This is a genomic window from Sphingobium lactosutens DS20 (assembly GCF_000445105.1).
GTDB lineage: Bacteria > Pseudomonadota > Alphaproteobacteria > Sphingomonadales > Sphingomonadaceae > Sphingobium > Sphingobium lactosutens.
Genome location: NZ_ATDP01000107.1, coordinates 40,232 through 56,085, shown reverse-complemented (window position 1 = coordinate 56,085; position 15,854 = coordinate 40,232). Strand labels below are relative to the sequence as shown.

The following is a 15,854-nucleotide window of genomic DNA, read 5'->3' as shown; positions in this document are numbered from 1 at the left end:
GCGAGGACGTGATATTTATGCGTCGGTCGCTTCCTTGTCGGCTGCGCGGGCCTTCTCGACCAGTTCGACTGCCGTGTTGAGCAGCGCAATGACCTTATCCAGCGCCGGGTCGATGTTGACGGTCACGAACTCCTCGCGCTTGGTTGTCAGGCTATACACCTTGTCGAGCATGATCGCGGCTTCGCCAATCGCCTTGTCGGCTTCAAAAAAGTAGTTGGGCTTGCCCTTCTGGTTCTCGCCCTCTGGAATGCGATAAACATCGCCGTTTGCATCTGTGGACATATTTGCCTCTCCTTGATCCCGTTTGTTCTACTTATCAGTCCAGTCTCACGCCGATGGACGCCAGCAGACTGTCAGCGGTCATCTGCGCGGTTTCCGTAGCAGTGGCCGTCCACTCAAATAGGCCGTCGTGGCTGGTGAAGATCGGTTCGACCAAGTGGACCGCCGCTTTCGGGCCAGCGGCGCAAAAGTGCTTTGGATTGATGTTCTGATAGAGGTTCTTCGTCTCCTTGATCTTCGCGCTGGGCGAGATCACCGCGCCCTCAAACGTTTCGATCACGCAGTCTTGGTCCACATGAGCCAGATGGGTCATTGAGGAATAGCCATCGACTGCGCGCCAGTGGTCCAACTCAAATGCAAAGACGGTCGCCAAGCGGGCATAACGGCCTTCATTGATCGCTTCGGTGAGGGGCAGGATGATTGCGACTGTAGGGGCGCCATAGCGGTCGCTGCTATCGAAGACGCAATGCGCGTAGCCGAGCCTTTCGGCGGCCTCATGCAACTCCCTGCGTTTCTGTGGTCGATCTTTGGTGTGATATTCTAGCTTGATGGTGCGTGTTTCGCGCCAATTGTCGCTGGTGTTCTCGCTGCCCTTCTTTCCGACATAGCTGCCGAAGCCCCATGCCTTGGGTTCGGTTGGGCGATCCTTCATCAACGTTACTGCGCCAAATAGGTATCCCGCAATGTCGTAGGTCTGACCTCCGTTATCGTGATGTGAAGTCGGGTTCCAGTCTGCGTGATAGGTATCGACTAGGCTGTATCCCACACGAGTTCTGTCAAAGCGGGTAAGGTATTGCTGGATCATGTTGCTCTCCTAAAAGCGGTTCGCAGCAGTTTTCTGCCGTCAATATATTTACGCAGAAAGCGTCAAAACCGGCTTCATAAGGAAAGCAGTGTCAAAGGATGGTCCGTTGATAGAAGTCGATAACTATCAGCATGACAAAGCTATCTAGTTACTTCTCGCTGGCCGAAATGACCACGACGTCAACGGGCCTGAACAACACTCCAAACAATCAACAGCTTGCCATTCTGACCAACACGGCTCAGGCCATGGATGCAGTCAGGAAGCTGCTAGGAAGCTCAATCCGCGTGAATAGCGGGTTCCGCAGCGCAGCGGTTAATCGCAAAGTTGGTGGTTCTCCAACGTCTGCCCATGCGCTGGGATACGCTGTTGATTTCGTCTGTCCTGCGTTCGGTGATCCCATGGCGATCTGCCGCGCAATCGTCGCGTCGGGCATCAAGTTCGATCAGCTTATCATGGAGAAAAACCGCTGGGTTCATATCAGCTTCGACCCGCGTATGCGCCAGCAAGTCCTAAGCTGGTGGGGCGGGGCGTATAAGTCGGGCCTAGTGGGCAAGTGAGGCATAAATACAATTAACGAACAGGACGCTCCATCGGGGCTGCTCAGTCTTGTAAGTTGACTCCTAAAAGAGAAGCCCCAGCCGCCTAAATCGGCTGGGGCTTTTTGCTCATGCAGCCTTCTTCATCGGCTGGTGTTTCTGGCCATATGTGCAAAACCTATGGGCTGTGCAGACTTTGCAGTTTGGCTTTGCGTCGCAGATCGTGAATGGGCGGCCCTCTTCCTCGCTTGGGTCCATTCCCATCTTGCAGAACAAAAGGTCAATTTCGCGCATCGGGATTTCCGTTTCCCGCGACATATCGTTCAGCAAGTCTTGCAACTCCCATGTGAACGCGTCGTCCTGACCAAGCGCCGAGGCGATCTCAGAATCTATCCTAAGCGGAATAGGCTTACGGTTTAGCTTGTCGCCGCTGTGCGTCATTAGGCCAAGGCGCACGATAGTGCGGATCAGCATCTTATCCGGCTTCACAACCGGCAGGCCCAAATCCATCATCAGGTGAAACCGTGTCACCGGACCGTAGCCAAGTTCAGCTTTCAGCTTGCGATGAATGGCGCGAAGATCGTCTGGCGAAAAACTCCGATGCAACTTCGGCACCAGAATATCGACTAGGGGCCGCTGATTGTTCAGACGTTGCCGATTGAACAGGTTTGTAGCCGCTGCAATGATAGCTGGCAGTTTCGACTTTTTGGTGTTCGAATAAGCTGTCGGATCGTTGAGGTATTTTTGCGCCTGTGCGCTTTTGATCCAACCCGGCTGTGCCAGTTCCCGATAGTCGGATAGGTATTGCCTTGCTTTGTCCAAGCTGTCGCTGTTCGGCGGCGATACGAACGCAAAGTATGGATGCACGTTGATGGATTGCCAGACCTCATCATCGGTCGCCTCTTCGTTAAACCGTAAATCGCGCGCCCACTGCAATAGCTTGTCGAACTCTGCCCGGTTCGCAGAATGGCGAGCGGCGTCATGAGGCTGATTGGTGGGAACCGTGGAAACGTCGCGGAGGCCATTGCGGATTTCCTCCAGCAATGGCTTCCAGTCCGAGCGAGCAATCAGCATTATGCAGCCTCCAACGGAACGCGGAAGCGGCTGCGGGCTTCGCCAGAGCGAGTCGGGATCGTTACGGTCAGCTTGTCAGTATCCAGTGTTATTACGAACTCTGCGCAGGCATCGTCGGTCTGTCCGTCCATGAAACAGCCGTCTGCATCGACCTCATAGGCGACCATCGCCTTCGCCAGTCGGAGCATGTCAGCATAGGCAAGATCGCGGATTTCCGGTTCAAGAGCATGTGTTGTCGTGCCGATCACCACGTCATCGGCCGAACCGATGCAGCGCAAATGAAACTCGCCGTTAGCGTCTTCCATTTCCATCAACTCAGGGAGCGATACAGCCTGCTTTGCCCCGCGTGTTGGGGCGGTCTTCGTTGTCTCCGCATCTATATACGCCATCAGCGCCTTAGCTCCATCCTGCGTGACGCTGAACGTTTTTGCAGTTGCGGCGAGGCGGTCTGCCACACGGAATGAGTGTGACGGCGGTAGCTGCGTAAGGGTGATTGGGAACGAGAGGTCATCGGCACTCAGCGCCGTGCCTTGCAGATTCCAGTTATGATGCTCAGCAAATGCAGAATGGAATAGCTCAGCGGCACAGTCGAACCCGTAGCCCGCCTCTTTTTCCTTCACCGCCGAATAAAGTATGAAATACTCATCGAGCGGCAATGCGCCGATGTGGCCAGCGATTTCCACGACGGCGGTGGCTTCGTCGCGAGCGGCGGACACAGATAGCACTTCGCAAATCGGCTCGATGCCGCGCAGTGTGTTCCTTATCGCGATGCTACGGACATGAGCCTGCTGCTTGGGGGCGGTGGCAAGGAAGATCGCGTCGATTGCTCGCCAAAGCTGCCCAAGCGGCAGGGTGGACAGCAGGCGGCGGCGAGCAGGGCCAGCAGGGTCAAACGGCGTGATTGCTGCCTCCAGCTTGGCAATCTCATGCGTTTCATGCGCGAGAACGTTTACCGCTTGCGCCTGACCATCGACAACGCGGGCGAGGACGATAGCGAAGCCATCCGGCAAGCCGGCGATGTTGAAATCAGCAAGCGATGGAAGGTGGTTGAGGTAGTCCTTTGCACGATCCAGACGGCTGGCGCGTTCCCGTTCATTGTTTGTGTGGGCCGTTCCGCTGAAGAACTTGACCGCTTCCTTGAGGCGGCCCTTCAATCCGCCTTCCTCATCAATCCACTGTCCGAAGTCGGATACGGGAACGCAGGTTTGGCGAGCGAAGGCCAGCACCTTTGCGCGCTGGCTGCGAAGCGACGGGCTGGACGTCACGAACGCGAGCTGGGTCAGCGCCACATACGGATTGCGCCGCTTTACTGCGTTGATCTTCACGTCGTTCGATTTGAGGAAGAGCAGATAGGTATCTTCATCGGGCGCCGTGGTCGAACCCAGCACGTTTTCACCGAACTCATAGAGGGCAGAAAGCGCGTCGTTCAGTTTGTATCCGGCAACATCTTCCGCACTTTCGGAAGCAATTGCAGCATTCCGCACCTTTTTAAACTGGGCGTTAAGGCTTGCGGTCGGATTAGCTTCGGCAATTGCCGAAGGGTCGGTTTGTGCGTTCACAGATTCCCCCGATGGTTCATGCAGATTTTTTAGCCGCTAAAGAGTTTCCGAAATGCAAATGACCCGATCTGAATGGCTTGCGAGAGATCGGGCCTTGTTTTTTCCGGCCATCAGCACTGCGCTAATCAGTGAAGCAAAGCGCGGTGCGTTCGCGCATATTGACCCTGCTGTTCTGTCCCCTGATGACCTCGACTATCTCAATCCGACAGCGCCATGGCACTATCCGTTCACGCTGTTCAGCGCAGGACAGGTCAATCCCAAGACGCTTGCCGTGCCGAAGCCCGACATGGTGATGGCGCGGGATCGCCACGCCACAATTGTCCTTGGTGATAGCGGCGGCTACCAGATTGCCAGTGGCGCAGCAGGCTTTGAATATACCGACGACACGCCCGCACTCATGCTGAATTGGCTTGAAAATATGGCCGACTGGTCGATGGGCTTGGACTTCCCAACCGGCACCGACAATTCTGGCCGCATCGACAGTTGGGTGGACGAATTAAAAGGCGAGGGCATTGATTTGGCCTCCGCCGCCCGCGCTACTGGTCTGAGCGAAGGCTTCCACGCCTGCCTGACGATGACGTGTCAGAATAATGATCGCTTCGTGCAGTTGCGCGTCCCCGGCAAAACCCGGCTCCTTAATGTTCTGCAAGGCCGGAACCATACTGAGAGCAAACATTGGTATGAGGCTGTAAAACACTATCCGTTTCAGGGCTGGGCATTCGCATCTGCGCATCAAAGCTGCCCAAGCATGATCGTTGCTCGCCTGCTCGACATGCACAATGACGGCATCCTTGAAAATGTCGGATGGCTCCATGTTCTCGGCACGGCCAAGTTGGAAATGGGCTGCGTGTTGACGGCGATCCAGCAGGAAGTGCGCAAGCTGGGCTATCCGCAATTCCAAATCAGCTATGACGCAGCGAGCGCCACGACGGCAGCGGTCAATGGTCAGCTTATTCTTGGCCACACGATTTCTGCGCACGGATGGGCAACGCAGACGGTTGCAGTATCGGAACTCCTGTCGCGCTTTGGACGAGGCACGCGCCCACTTGCGGACGTGATGGATGAGGTATTGCAGGAGCGCGTCGAAGGGGATCAGCGGCGGCGCGGATTGGCGGACACCTATATTGCTCGCAATCTATCGCTGGTGGATCTCGACCCGAACGGCAAGGGCCACATGACCGTCCATGCCCTTGGGATTTTGCACAATACGCAGGCGCTGGTTCTCGCCCATACTGAGGTGCAGGACAACTTCTATGAAGAGACCCCGCTGATCTACGATCCAACGTTAAGCCCGGTGTCGGTCAGTTCAAAGGTCGAGGGTGTCAGGCAGTTGTTCGCGATGCCGAATGGCGCAGCAACGGCGAAGGTATGGGGACGCAATTGGATGGATAAGTGGCAAGCGCCGGTGCGTTCTCGCGCTGCATGAGCAGTCATAGAAGCCCAACGCGATAGCGGCGTGTTCATGTAGCCCCAAGCGCATGGACATATCAGGATGGAGCGGATTTGCGCTATATGACCGCGTCAGCCCGTTTCCCTAAGTCGCCCATTTCTCTCTGCCCGAACGGCGAGTTCCGAGGCGAAGCCGAGCCAGACAAAAGCGGAGCGTTGGCCGTCCGCAGGACAATGGGCGTCGCAGACAATGGGTGAGCGAAGCACCCGCTCAACGAGCTATTCAGGAACTGCAAAGCCGGGTTCGACGGACTTCTGAGCGAACGCGAAGAAGTGCGGAGAAACCGCGCGATGCGGTAGTGTCGGATGTGATTTAGTTGGGAGGTGGAAAGGACGCTATATACTCCTACGGAGTAGATAGTGTTACTTCACTTCTCAGTTAAGTCATGTCCGATATGCCCTTATTATATAGAGGGGTTACTTCACTTCTCTGCCATCCAGAGCATCCAATCCACTAGGACTTACATCACTTCAAGAGATTGCTCAGCAGTCAAAATCAATAGTGACAGCAGAAGTCCATTGGCAGCATAGTGAGATTGTAGCGAGGAAGGCAGGGCATACGCCAATCCCGTTTGATGCCGGTTTTGAAGCCCATCCGATAAATAGATCGAACGCAGAGCATCACACAAAGCGTTTTTAGAGTTTTCCGGTTACGTCTGCACAGAGCAAGGCGATCGGTGAGAACCCTGGGGTTGGTGATGCTCCCTCAGGGTTCTTTTTTGAATGGAGCATCACAAATGAAAGTCATCACACCATCAGACGTTCGCCCCGATGTTCTCGCCTACCTTGAAGGCTGGTACAACAAGGCCAAAAAGCGTCAGGAAGGCTATGGAAAGACCTTCCTACTGTCATTCGGTGAATTCCTGAACCTATGGGGCCGTCGTCGCCTCCGCACACTGGAAGAGTGGGCAGACAACGAAATCCTTTACTATCGCAATCGCAAGTCCACCAAGGACGACCCGAACCTGAACGGATATGTCCTAAGCCCGATTAGCTTTGCTGCCACACAGGAGGACATTCGCACCGCCCAGAACATGCAAATCTGCACTCGCGGAAAATCGCTGTTCGATTGCCGTATGAAGAAGGGCGATAAGCATTCCGACATGAGCAAGGCGCGGATCAGCGACAGCACCAAGGGCAAGCCGAAGTCAGATGAACACCGCGCTAAGATCGCGGCAAGCTGCAAAGGCGTGTCGAAAGGACCAATGGACGAGGCTGGTAAGCTGGCCCGCTCAGAAGGCGCAAAGGCATATTGGGCGCGGAAAAGGGCAGAGAAAGCTGGCTCAGATAATCTGCCTGCCTAACATAAAAAATGAGATTGTCCCTGCCGGTCTGAGATCGGCAATTCTGCCGGTTAAGGGACAAAAAGTGAAAAACACAACGATGACGGTAATCAAAGGGGCTTTGGAGCGAACTGGCCTGAACTGGTCAATTGAAGCCGGTAAGCGCCATCACCTTGTTCGCATCGAAGGACAACTGATTGCGATACTGAAGAATGGGCGAGAACCATCGCGTGGTAGGGGACTAGGGTTAAAACCCAATCAGCCTCTTGAAAGTATGTGCATAGGTTGATTCAATGGGCTTCCACAATGGAGGGAGGCCCTGTCGATGTCGCGCTCGCTGTTCTGGTTGTCGGACGAAGCCTGGCTGGCGATCGAACCGCACTTGCCAAAGAACCAGCCTGGAGCACGGCGCGTCGATGATCGGCGGGTAATTTCGGGCATCTTCCACGTGCTGAAGTCTGGTTGCCGCTGGTGCGATTGCCCGGCGGACTACGGGCCTTCGACAACGATCTACAACCGCTTCAACCGCTGGTCGCGGCGGGGCTTCTGGACGAAGTTGCTCGACACGCTGACTGAAGCGGGCGCGGTCACGAAGAGTACCGCGATCGACAGCACCTACATCAAGGCCCAGCGCTCGGCGTTCGGGGGAAAAGGGGGCGCCAGACGCAGGCGATCGGGCGTTCTCGCGGTGGCTGGACAACCAAGGTCCATGCCCTGACCGATGTGCTCGGTCGCCCCTACGCGCTGATGCTTACCGCCGGCAATGTCAGCGACGTGAAGGCCGCCCCGGCGCTGCTCGAACGCGCGGGCCGCATGCGCTACCTGCTTGGTGATAAGGGCTACGATGCCAACAGCTTGCGCAAGGCCCTGCGAGACAACGGCACCAGCCCGGTCATCCCCGGCAGGCGTAACCGCAAGCGTGCCATTCGCTACGATCAGCAACGCTATCGAGGCCGACATCTCATCGAGAACGCCTTCTGCCGCATCAAGGATTTCCGCCGCGTCGCCACACGCTACGACAAACTCGCCGACAACTTCCTGTCAGGCGTAGCCCTTGTCACCGCGCTGGCCTTCTGGCTCTGATTGAGTCTCAACCCTAAAAAATGTGATGGCGGCAATCAAGCGAGCGCCGCGCCTTCACGCTGCGGGCATGTCCATGACGATGAAAACAACGATGCAATTCTAAGTGATATATAAAGCCCGGTCGATTTGACCGGGCTTTTCCTTATTCGGCGGCCTTGCTGCGCTTTCGCTTTTGGTAGAACTCGTCGCCGAAGCGATACACCCACCAGCAGATCGACAAGATGGCGGCCCACTCGTTGAGGGTGAACATCGCACCGAACGCCATCGCGCCATTCACAACGTCGCCAGCGAATTTGATTGGATTGTCGATCATCACAGGTTCCCCGCGAACGCTTCGTAGGTAGCGACGATCAGGGTAGCGGCAACGCCGCTCTTGACCCTGTGCTTCACGACGGTTGCAACGATGGCCTGTGTGGCTGGGTTCTTCGCCAACCAAACGACCGACCTACCCAAAAAGCCGAATACCCCGGCCACCATTTTCTTTGTTTTGGCCTTCACGGCGACACCCCCATTCTTATGTTTTTGCTGGCCCTTAAACAGCCGGGCCAGTTAGCTTGAAGCAGTCAATCGTCATGATCGACGGCAGAGACGGATTGCTTGCGATATTGAAGCCGAAGCCAATCCTATCGGGGCGATTGTTCAGAAAGTCGGTGATGCCGGTCTGGCCCACTTGGAGCCAGTTTTTGCCATCATGACTGCAATAGTAGGTCAGCGTCGAACCCACGCAGGAGGCGCGGTAGAATGTCGGCTGCAACGAGAAGTTGTGCATATCCAGACCACCGCCGTAGCTGGTCATACTGTTGAAATGGATGACGCCGAACGGCGCATATTCGTTGTTCTGGCCACACACCGTTAGGCGACCGCCGACGCTATCCATGAGGAACAGGCCAGCCTTCTGATAGCTGCTGTCGTTCATCGTGATAGGCGCGTGGATCATTACGTCCCAATCCAGCGCCTTGTTGGTCAGCGTCCTGTAGCCGATGCGGCTAACGTCACCGCCAGCCGGGGCAGGACCGCTTTTCACCATCAAGCCAACGTCGGCATCGTCTGCGACGGTAAGCTGGTTCGCGTCACCGCTGGAGAAAGTGAATTGGCTCACTAGGGGCGGATCGAAATACCATGGCTTGCCCGATCCACCGCCGCCAGTTCCGGCAGGGCCAGCAGGACCGACCGGCCCCTGTGGTCCTGATCTGCCCCCCGCTGAGTGGCCCAGAGACTATGATAGTCTGGACCGCGAAAGGGACATTGAATGCCGAGCAAGAAGCACAAGCCGGAAGAGATCATCGGCAAGCTGCGTGAAATTGAGATCGTGCTGGCGCAGGGGGCTTCGACCGCCGAAGCCTGCCGTCGGATCGGGGTCAGTGAGCAGACCTATTATCGCTGGCGCAAGGAATATGGCGGGCTGAAGACCGACCAGGCACGGCGGATGAAGGATCTGGAGAAGGAAAACCAACGGCTGCGCCGGGCGATCTCGGACCTGACGCTGGACAAGCTGATATTGCAGGAAGCTGCACGGGGAAACTTCTGAGCCCCGCGCGGCGACGGCGCTGCATCGATCATATACGACGGGATCTGCCAGTCCGGCTATCCGAGCGACGGATATGCCGGGTTCTAGGGCAGCATCGATCGACACAGCGTAAAGTGCCGCGTGGGGCGGATGACGAACAGGCGCTGACGGAGGACATCATCGCCTTGGCAAAGCAATATGGTCGTTACGGCTACCGCCGGGTCACGGCGTTGCTGTGCCATGCGGGGTGGACGGTGAACCATAAACGGGTCGAGCGGATATGGCGGCGCGAAGGGCTCAAGGTGCCGCAGCGCCAGCCCAAACGCGGGCGTCTATGGCTCAACGACGGATCATGCATCCGCCTGCGGCCTGAGTATCCTGGGCATGTGTGGGCCTATGACTTCGTCGAGGGGCGCACGCATGACGGCCGCAAGTTCCGCATCCTGACGATCATCGACGAGGCCAGCAGGGAATGTCTGGCGCTTATCGTTGCGCGACAGCTCAAACATGAGGATGTGCTGGCGGCCTTGGCGGACCTGTTCATCTCGCGCGGCCCGCCTGCACATATACGGTCAGATAATGGCGCCGAATTTATCGCCAATGCCGTCCAGCAATGGCTGCGGCAGATCGGCGTGAAGACGCTCTACATCGCGCCGGGATCGCCATGGGAGAATGGCTATAATGAAAGCTTCAATGGGTCGCTGCGCGACGAACTGCTCAATGGTGAAATCTTCTACAGCCTCGCCGAGGCCAGGGTGCTGATCGAAGCCTGGCGGCGGCATTACAACACCGTCCGCCCGCACAGCAGTCTTGGCTATCGGCCACCGGCACCAGAAACGGCGACACCGCCATATCGGCCTCCGGTTCCGCTTCGCTCCACCTCCGTCCGGATATGGCGGCGATGAGCTTAATGCACTAACAAACCAATCGGTCCACTCGGTGGGGGCAGATCAGTCCAGTGTCGCCGGTATCGCCCTTATCGCCTTTGTCACCCTTCGGACCAGTTGCACCGGCTGCGCCATCAGCACCAGCAGCGCCAACATTGCCGGTGTCGCCTTTCGGACCTTGTGCGCCGGTCGCGCCAGCAGCGCCGTCGGCGCCCCTCACGACACCCGCGTCAATCACGCTGCCATCGGTCAAATTGACGAGCAGATGGCCGTTGCCGTCGATGCTCACACTTGTGATCCCGATGCCATCTTGACCGGGAGTGCCTTCGCCGCCGCTACCCGCTGGAAGAAATGCCTCCCAGACAGAGCCGTTGCTCATTTCCAGTTTGATGGTCAGGTCTTCGACATAGAAGTCCGCAACATCGGTGCCAGCAGGGCCGGGAACGCCGGGAGTGCCAGCAGCACCCGTATCCCCCTTGTCGCCTTTCGGACCCGGCACCGTAGAAGCGGCACCAGCAGGGCCAACAGGACCGACCGGGCCAGTATCGCCGGTATCGCCCTTTGGTCCCTGTGGACCCGCAACAGTGGAAGCAGCACCGGCAGGGCCGGTCGCGCCAGTGTCACCCTTCTGACCTTGCGGGCCGTTCAGGCCGGTATCGCCGCGATCACCTTTGTCGCCCTTCGCTCCGGTCGCGCCGGTTGCCCCAGCAGGACCAGTAGGGCCGGGGACTGTAGATGCTGCGCCGGTCGCACCAGTTTCGCCACGCTCACCACGCGGACCAGTTGCGCCGGTTGCACCGGGCAAGCCCTGTAGTCCTCGCTCGCCAATGTCTCCCTTGTCGCCTTTCGGACCAACAGCGCCGGTCGCACCAGCGGGGCCAGTAGCACCAACATTGCCGGTGTCGCCCTTGTCACCTTTGTCACCCTTAGGACCGGCTGTGCCAGTTGGACCGGCGGGGCCAGCGTCACCGGACGGACCAGCAGGACCAGTATCGCCCTGATCGCCTTTGGGACCGGGAATGGGAATTACGCCAAGATCAATGGCGACCGTGCTGGTGATAACTTCATCTGATAGATCGGTTGTTCCGATTTCTGTTGTCATTAGGACTCCCTGACCGCTGTTACGGTTCCTTTTCTGAGAGTTGTCATAAGCTGGTTGGACGACCACGAAACTGAGATGTGGTAGTCGAACTGCGTGTCTTCCCTAACGAAACTCATTTGTTCGTTTAAGATGACAACTGTCAGGGCTTTGATTTCGTCGTTCCAAGTTAAGCCGTTGCCCAAGGTCAGTAGCAGCTTGGATCGCTCATTTGTGCTGATGCTTAGGACCGCCTCTTGAACGGTGAAATCAACCGGATCGCCACTTTCCTTCACGACAACGCCGATCACGTCTTTGTAGGCGATATTCGACCTACTAAGCGTAGGAATATAGCTGATCTCAATATCGACAATGTCTGCCAAAGCGGACCTCCTATCCGAACCATTTTGTTCGGATATTTAGTTGGAGGACCGTTCCAGCAGACTTGTGTTAGGGCTTGTGTGGTGTGCCGTTTGTGGCTTGCAGATAGTAATACCAGTCCGGGTCTTGTCCTGCATTCACTTTAGCTGTCGCGCCGTCGATTTTGGTCTGACGATAAGTGGCGGAAGTTGCCTCTGCTTGGCGGATTTCAGGAGTATCCTCACCTATGTTAAGCAGCAGGGAAGCGCCGACTAGAAGCTGATCCATCGCCTGACCGTCGCGACCATTATCACTGCCATTGTTGTTCCAAGTATCCCAGCTACGCGAAGCATTTGCGCCCTGAGCAGCAGCTACCGCTGCATGGGTCTTCGGCAAGTTCGCAGGATTATTACCTGCGGCAGCGACCATTTGCGGGGTCCAGATTGAAAGCTGGTATTCGATGCCAATCGCATTCACCAACATACCGCCGTTGATCCTGCCGGTGATGCGCTTGACGTGCATCGCAATTAGCCAATTCAGGATAGCTGCTGCCTTTGGCGAAGCTGCACGAATTGCAGCGTTGAAGCCCAAGAAGTGACCAGCTTGAAGAGCAGACAACCAGTATCCGATGAAGAAGTCGTGCTGGTAGATGCCTAGCTCGTCGTTCCACATGCAAGGGCCAAAGTCCTTTGCGGCAGCAAAGACAGCATTGTTGCCACCACCGCTGATGTTCGATGGCGGCTTTAGGAAACCGGGTTCGCTATCGTAATAGGTGTCGTAGAACGTTTCAAAATCGAAGACTACGAAGTCCATAATCTCAGCGCGGCTATAGAGCCTGTGTGAGTTTGCCGAAGCAGTCTTCCAAGCCAATGCAGCGTGCATGAACCTCCAAGCAGCGTCACGCGATCCAAACTGACTTGCATCGCCCAAACGGTTGTTGATGATCTCGTTGCCGTAGAGCCTTGTCTGGTCGAAGAACTTGTGTCCAAGCATCGCAAACAACGGCGACTGCCACATCATCGAACCCCAGTGTGGGAACTGGTGCGCGTGGGCCGCGTCGATTTGGTTGGTGCCGAAATATGGCTTGTCGGCTGCTGCGCCCTTCGCAGGAACGTTTACGCGAAGTGGGTTGTATGAAGACGCAACCTCATACGAGCGACCGCCCTGAATGTAATATGCTTGTTCAGGTGGAGTGCTTTGTTCACCGCCGCCATAATAGTGGTTACGCAAAGTGATATTGCGGCGGGCGTCACCTTTGAACAGCGGCGCGATGCTACCGTTTTCCCAGCAGTGATATGGATCAGCCGCATAGCCATTGAGGTAGGCATAGGCGATTTGCTTCCATCCCCTGCCGTCATGTGGTCGGGTTGAAGTTACCTCACGCGCATATCGGGCAACTGGCTCAGGGATAATCTGACGATCACAACGCACACCGCCAGGACCAGTGATAGGCGAACGCCCCATCTGGTTCCAAGGATCATCCTTCAGCCAGACATTTGCATTCGGTGCCATGCCGTTTTCGTCATAGCCGAACTTCCAAGGGCTTTGCGTGTTCTGACCAGCGGTGATGATCTCATTATAGGTGGTCTGTTCCCACGACATTTTGCGGCAGTTTGCGAAGCCGTTCAGCTGCTCGCCGGTGCCAGTCCTCATGTCGCCGCCGTTGACCGATGCGCCGCCCTCAGAACCGAACGGAACGGGCATGTCGTAAGTCGGGACATTGGCCCAAATATCGGCCTGACTGTATGCTGGTGGCTCTGCGTGGGAACGCCAGATGATGGACGAACGCACGGTGCCTTTCGGATACCAGCGATTAGCCGAAGTGACGATTGGATTAGCTCGACCGTCAAGTGACCCGCCCCACGAAACAGGTGTGTTTGTGGTGTTGAGTGGCTGACCGTTTGGCTGCTCGATGCGACCGAGCAAGGTGCCTGCATTGTCGTAGATCAGCCATTTGTGCGGAACCATGTAGCTGTTCTTGCCCGATGGATCACCGAACGGCGCGTAGGGCATTGTCGCTGCATCCCATTCATAGCCGAACTGGAATTCAACAAAGGTGCCGATGCGATTACCAACGCAGTGGTAGTTGATACCGCCGATGCTTGGCACTGGACCCTTAGGACCGACTTCGGTCCATGGAGCCTGCTTGCCATAGAGCCAGCTATCTTCAAATCGAACGTTCTGATTAATCGGCCTTGTCATGACCAATTCGTTCGGGTGAGCGACACCTTCGCCGGATGACCAATCCTCAAGAACGGCTTTGTATGCTCGACCGGCAGGCAGAACCATGTCGCCAACTACGACTTCCATATTGAAAGCTGACTGGCCAGCGGTCTGGTAGCTGACAGTTACGGGAGCCTGAGCAGTCGAGAAACTGGTAGCATCAACGACGAGGTTTTGCAGATCGGCAGCACTAATCGAACCAGCCGGAACCGGGTCATAGCTGCGCTGCACATCGGGCTTGCCGAACGAAACGCTGAGCGCTTCCACTTCCAAACTGTCCACGGAATCTGAGGTGTTACCGATGGAGGCGTTGCATTCCAGCATCATCTTTGGCGATATGCGTAGCTTCGCCTCGAGAGGCTTTTCAGCACCAATCTGGACGCCATCGACGTAGAACTTCACCACGCCACCAGCGCCGCCGACGTTATCGACATATTCGACCTCGTAGGTCTTTACGATGTTAGGGCCGATTGCGAACGCCGGGTCTTGGTCGCTCTTGATCGACGGTGGCGAGGAACCGCGACCGCATGTAACGATCATCGTGTTGCCGTCCCAATGTGGACGAAGTTCAAAGCGGCCCTCGTTCCATTCATACATGGATGCGAGGATCGGATAGCCATCGCCAACGCTGCCTCGGAAGCCGATCTTGATGCTCGGCGGTGCCTGTGTCGTCGTGTCGTCGGTGGTGGATTTGAACGTCAGGCCAAGTGCGTCGGTTGTAAGGAAAATGTGCCTCATCAACTTCAAGCGACCGTTGACCATTTCGCTGTTGTCGCCGGTCGCACCACCGTTCTCAGAAATGTAAACGCGCTTGTTCAGCACCGCCGTTGGCGAGACTGCGTTGCCAGTGTTGGGGAAAGGCGAACCGGCAGAAGTGATCGCCCAGTTGCTGCTGACCGGCACCGTAATGTCGGTGCGGCGCTCAATGCGCAGTGGGAAGCTGCTAGGCGCAGTAAGGGTGAAGTTCGCAGTCGAACCCGCGAGATAGATGCCCAGAGGAAAGATCGTGCCGGGATCGCCGTAAACTACACCTGCGCCAGAAAGATCCAATTCCTCGTCGCTGCCCGGTGGTGGTGGCGTCGGTGCATTTGACAGGCCGAATGTGACGACCGTTGAGCCGTCAGATCGTGGATAAGCATAGATGCCCATGCCTGCTGTCGTGCTGTTGGCCGGGATAATGACTTCACCTTTCTGGGTGAGGTTCAACGGCGCTGCGCTATTCATAAGTTGGGTCAGCAGGAAAATACCTGACCCGCCAACCGGCAGGCCGGTGATCTTGGAATAATCCAGAATTGCAGGAATGCTGACTGTGCCGTCGGCGCCGTGGAGGCTCGCAAGCCATTCCTGTTCGGTGCCGACATAGCCATTCTTGACCGCAATCTCATAGGCATTGTCGCCGCTTTCAAGCGCGCCAAGTTCAAGGATCGCGTTGAACGATTCCAGCGCGGAGGTGACTGCCTTGGTCGCGGTCATGTTGTTGGGATAGACCGGGACGAACGTGTAGGTCAGACCGGAAGCGGAAGCGCCGGGGTAAGGGTGCAACAGCGTGAGAGTGCTGCGGCTGTCCACGCTCTTTACGGGATAATCCAGACCGCTGATGTTGAGCGTAAGGCCGGGGTAATTGGTCAGCCAGTTCGTGCCGTTGCCCGTTACCTGCGTAGAGCCGTTGGTGACAGCAACGGTGCCGGTCGTATCAAATTCATATTCCATGTCTGGATCGCTCCCGCATAT

Annotated in this window: 14 protein-coding genes and 1 pseudogene; 5 read left to right on the top strand and 10 right to left on the bottom strand. The window is 56.6% G+C overall.

The features are described from left to right. Positions 1–15: 15 nt before the first annotated feature. Both RLDS_RS50455 and RLDS_RS50450 read right to left on the bottom strand, forming a co-directional pair. Complete coding sequence (locus RLDS_RS50455; protein ID WP_021228063.1) at positions 16–282, bottom strand: hypothetical protein; 267 nt, start codon at positions 280–282, stop codon at positions 16–18. Positions 283–316: 34 nt separating this feature from the next. After that, complete coding sequence (locus tag RLDS_RS50450) at positions 317–1,084, bottom strand: hypothetical protein (protein WP_152528130.1); 768 nt, start codon at positions 1,082–1,084, stop codon at positions 317–319. A 131-nt stretch (positions 1,085–1,215) separates the two neighbouring features. Between RLDS_RS50450 and RLDS_RS50445 the strand changes: the two genes are divergently transcribed. Beyond that, positions 1,216–1,641: a D-Ala-D-Ala carboxypeptidase family metallohydrolase gene (locus tag RLDS_RS50445; RefSeq protein WP_021228061.1), complete on the top strand. Its 426-nt coding sequence runs from the start codon at positions 1,216–1,218 to the stop codon at positions 1,639–1,641. A 108-nt stretch (positions 1,642–1,749) separates the two neighbouring features. Here the strand turns inward: RLDS_RS50445 and RLDS_RS50440 are convergent, their stop codons facing one another. Together RLDS_RS50440 and RLDS_RS50435 are read right to left on the bottom strand one after the other, a co-directional pair. Further along, on the bottom strand, positions 1,750–2,694 hold the full coding sequence (locus RLDS_RS50440) for a hypothetical protein (protein WP_021228060.1): 945 nt from the start codon (positions 2,692–2,694) through the stop codon (positions 1,750–1,752). Next, the gene (locus tag RLDS_RS50435; RefSeq protein ID WP_021228059.1) at positions 2,694–4,253 is read right to left on the bottom strand and encodes a hypothetical protein; all 1,560 of its coding nucleotides are present in this window, start codon (positions 4,251–4,253) and stop codon (positions 2,694–2,696) included. The genes RLDS_RS50440 and RLDS_RS50435 overlap by 1 nt, the downstream gene beginning before the upstream one ends. 52 nt (positions 4,254–4,305) lie before the next feature. Between RLDS_RS50435 and RLDS_RS50430 the strand changes: the two genes are divergently transcribed. From RLDS_RS50430 to RLDS_RS55555, 3 genes are all read left to right on the top strand, one after another. Further along, positions 4,306–5,679 carry a hypothetical protein gene (locus tag RLDS_RS50430; protein ID WP_021228058.1) on the top strand — a complete coding sequence of 458 codons (1,374 nt, stop codon included), beginning with the start codon at positions 4,306–4,308 and terminating at the stop codon, positions 5,677–5,679. A 760-nt stretch (positions 5,680–6,439) separates the two neighbouring features. Then, the gene (locus RLDS_RS50425; RefSeq protein ID WP_021228057.1) at positions 6,440–7,006 is read left to right on the top strand and encodes an NUMOD3 domain-containing DNA-binding protein; all 567 of its coding nucleotides are present in this window, start codon (positions 6,440–6,442) and stop codon (positions 7,004–7,006) included. Between the two features lie 304 nt (positions 7,007–7,310). Beyond that, positions 7,311–8,068 (top strand): IS5 family transposase gene (locus tag RLDS_RS55555; RefSeq protein WP_152528122.1). Its coding sequence is split into 2 segments (ribosomal slippage): positions 7,311–7,650 and positions 7,650–8,068, totalling 759 coding nucleotides; the frame shifts between segments, so codons are not numbered across the junction. A gap of 142 nt (positions 8,069–8,210) precedes the next feature. Here RLDS_RS55555 and RLDS_RS56400 read toward each other — a convergent pair. Genes RLDS_RS56400 through RLDS_RS50405 form a run of 3 tightly spaced genes read right to left on the bottom strand, consistent with a single transcriptional unit; the run spans position 8,211 to position 9,167 of the window. Next, on the bottom strand, positions 8,211–8,381 hold the full coding sequence (locus tag RLDS_RS56400) for a hypothetical protein (RefSeq protein WP_021228056.1): 171 nt from the start codon (positions 8,379–8,381) through the stop codon (positions 8,211–8,213). Then, the gene (locus RLDS_RS50410) at positions 8,381–8,566 is read right to left on the bottom strand and encodes a hypothetical protein (RefSeq protein WP_031298945.1); all 186 of its coding nucleotides are present in this window, start codon (positions 8,564–8,566) and stop codon (positions 8,381–8,383) included. Before RLDS_RS50410 ends, RLDS_RS56400 begins: the two co-directional genes overlap by 1 nt. 34 nt (positions 8,567–8,600) lie before the next feature. Further along, positions 8,601–9,167 (bottom strand): hypothetical protein, encoded by a 567-nt coding sequence (locus tag RLDS_RS50405; RefSeq protein ID WP_021228054.1) that lies wholly within the window; start codon positions 9,165–9,167, stop codon positions 8,601–8,603. Between the two features lie 150 nt (positions 9,168–9,317). Between RLDS_RS50405 and RLDS_RS50395 the strand changes: the two are divergent. After that, positions 9,318–10,494 (top strand): annotated as a pseudogene (locus tag RLDS_RS50395) (IS3 family transposase). Here RLDS_RS50395 and RLDS_RS55550 read toward each other — a convergent pair. The 3 genes from RLDS_RS55550 to RLDS_RS56580 form a co-directional block, all read right to left on the bottom strand. After that, a complete protein-coding gene (locus RLDS_RS55550; protein ID WP_084514968.1) occupies positions 10,491–11,564 on the bottom strand; it encodes a collagen-like domain-containing protein in 1,074 nt (357 codons plus the stop codon). The pseudogene RLDS_RS50395 and the gene RLDS_RS55550 overlap by 4 nt on opposite strands. Next, positions 11,564–11,923 carry a hypothetical protein gene (locus RLDS_RS50385; protein ID WP_021228051.1) on the bottom strand — a complete coding sequence of 120 codons (360 nt, stop codon included), beginning with the start codon at positions 11,921–11,923 and terminating at the stop codon, positions 11,564–11,566. The genes RLDS_RS55550 and RLDS_RS50385 overlap by 1 nt, the downstream gene beginning before the upstream one ends. A gap of 67 nt (positions 11,924–11,990) precedes the next feature. After that, a complete protein-coding gene (locus RLDS_RS56580; RefSeq protein ID WP_021228050.1) occupies positions 11,991–15,833 on the bottom strand; it encodes a hypothetical protein in 3,843 nt (1,280 codons plus the stop codon). Positions 15,834–15,854 lie beyond the last annotated feature (21 nt).

Coding starts and splice junctions, on each gene's coding strand:
- RLDS_RS50445 (WP_021228061.1), top strand. CDS start 1,216: ATGACAAAGCTATCTAGTTACTTCTCGCTGGCCGAAATGACCACGACG.
- RLDS_RS50450 (WP_152528130.1), bottom strand. CDS start 1,084: ATGATCCAGCAATACCTTACCCGCTTTGACAGAACTCGTGTGGGATAC.
- RLDS_RS56400 (WP_021228056.1), bottom strand. CDS start 8,381: ATGATCGACAATCCAATCAAATTCGCTGGCGACGTTGTGAATGGCGCG.
- RLDS_RS50425 (WP_021228057.1), top strand. CDS start 6,440: ATGAAAGTCATCACACCATCAGACGTTCGCCCCGATGTTCTCGCCTAC.
- RLDS_RS55550 (WP_084514968.1), bottom strand. CDS start 11,564: ATGACAACAGAAATCGGAACAACCGATCTATCAGATGAAGTTATCACC.
- RLDS_RS50455 (WP_021228063.1), bottom strand. CDS start 282: ATGTCCACAGATGCAAACGGCGATGTTTATCGCATTCCAGAGGGCGAG.
- RLDS_RS56580 (WP_021228050.1), bottom strand. CDS start 15,833: ATGGAATATGAATTTGATACGACCGGCACCGTTGCTGTCACCAACGGC.
- RLDS_RS50440 (WP_021228060.1), bottom strand. CDS start 2,694: ATGCTGATTGCTCGCTCGGACTGGAAGCCATTGCTGGAGGAAATCCGC.
- RLDS_RS50430 (WP_021228058.1), top strand. CDS start 4,306: ATGCAAATGACCCGATCTGAATGGCTTGCGAGAGATCGGGCCTTGTTT.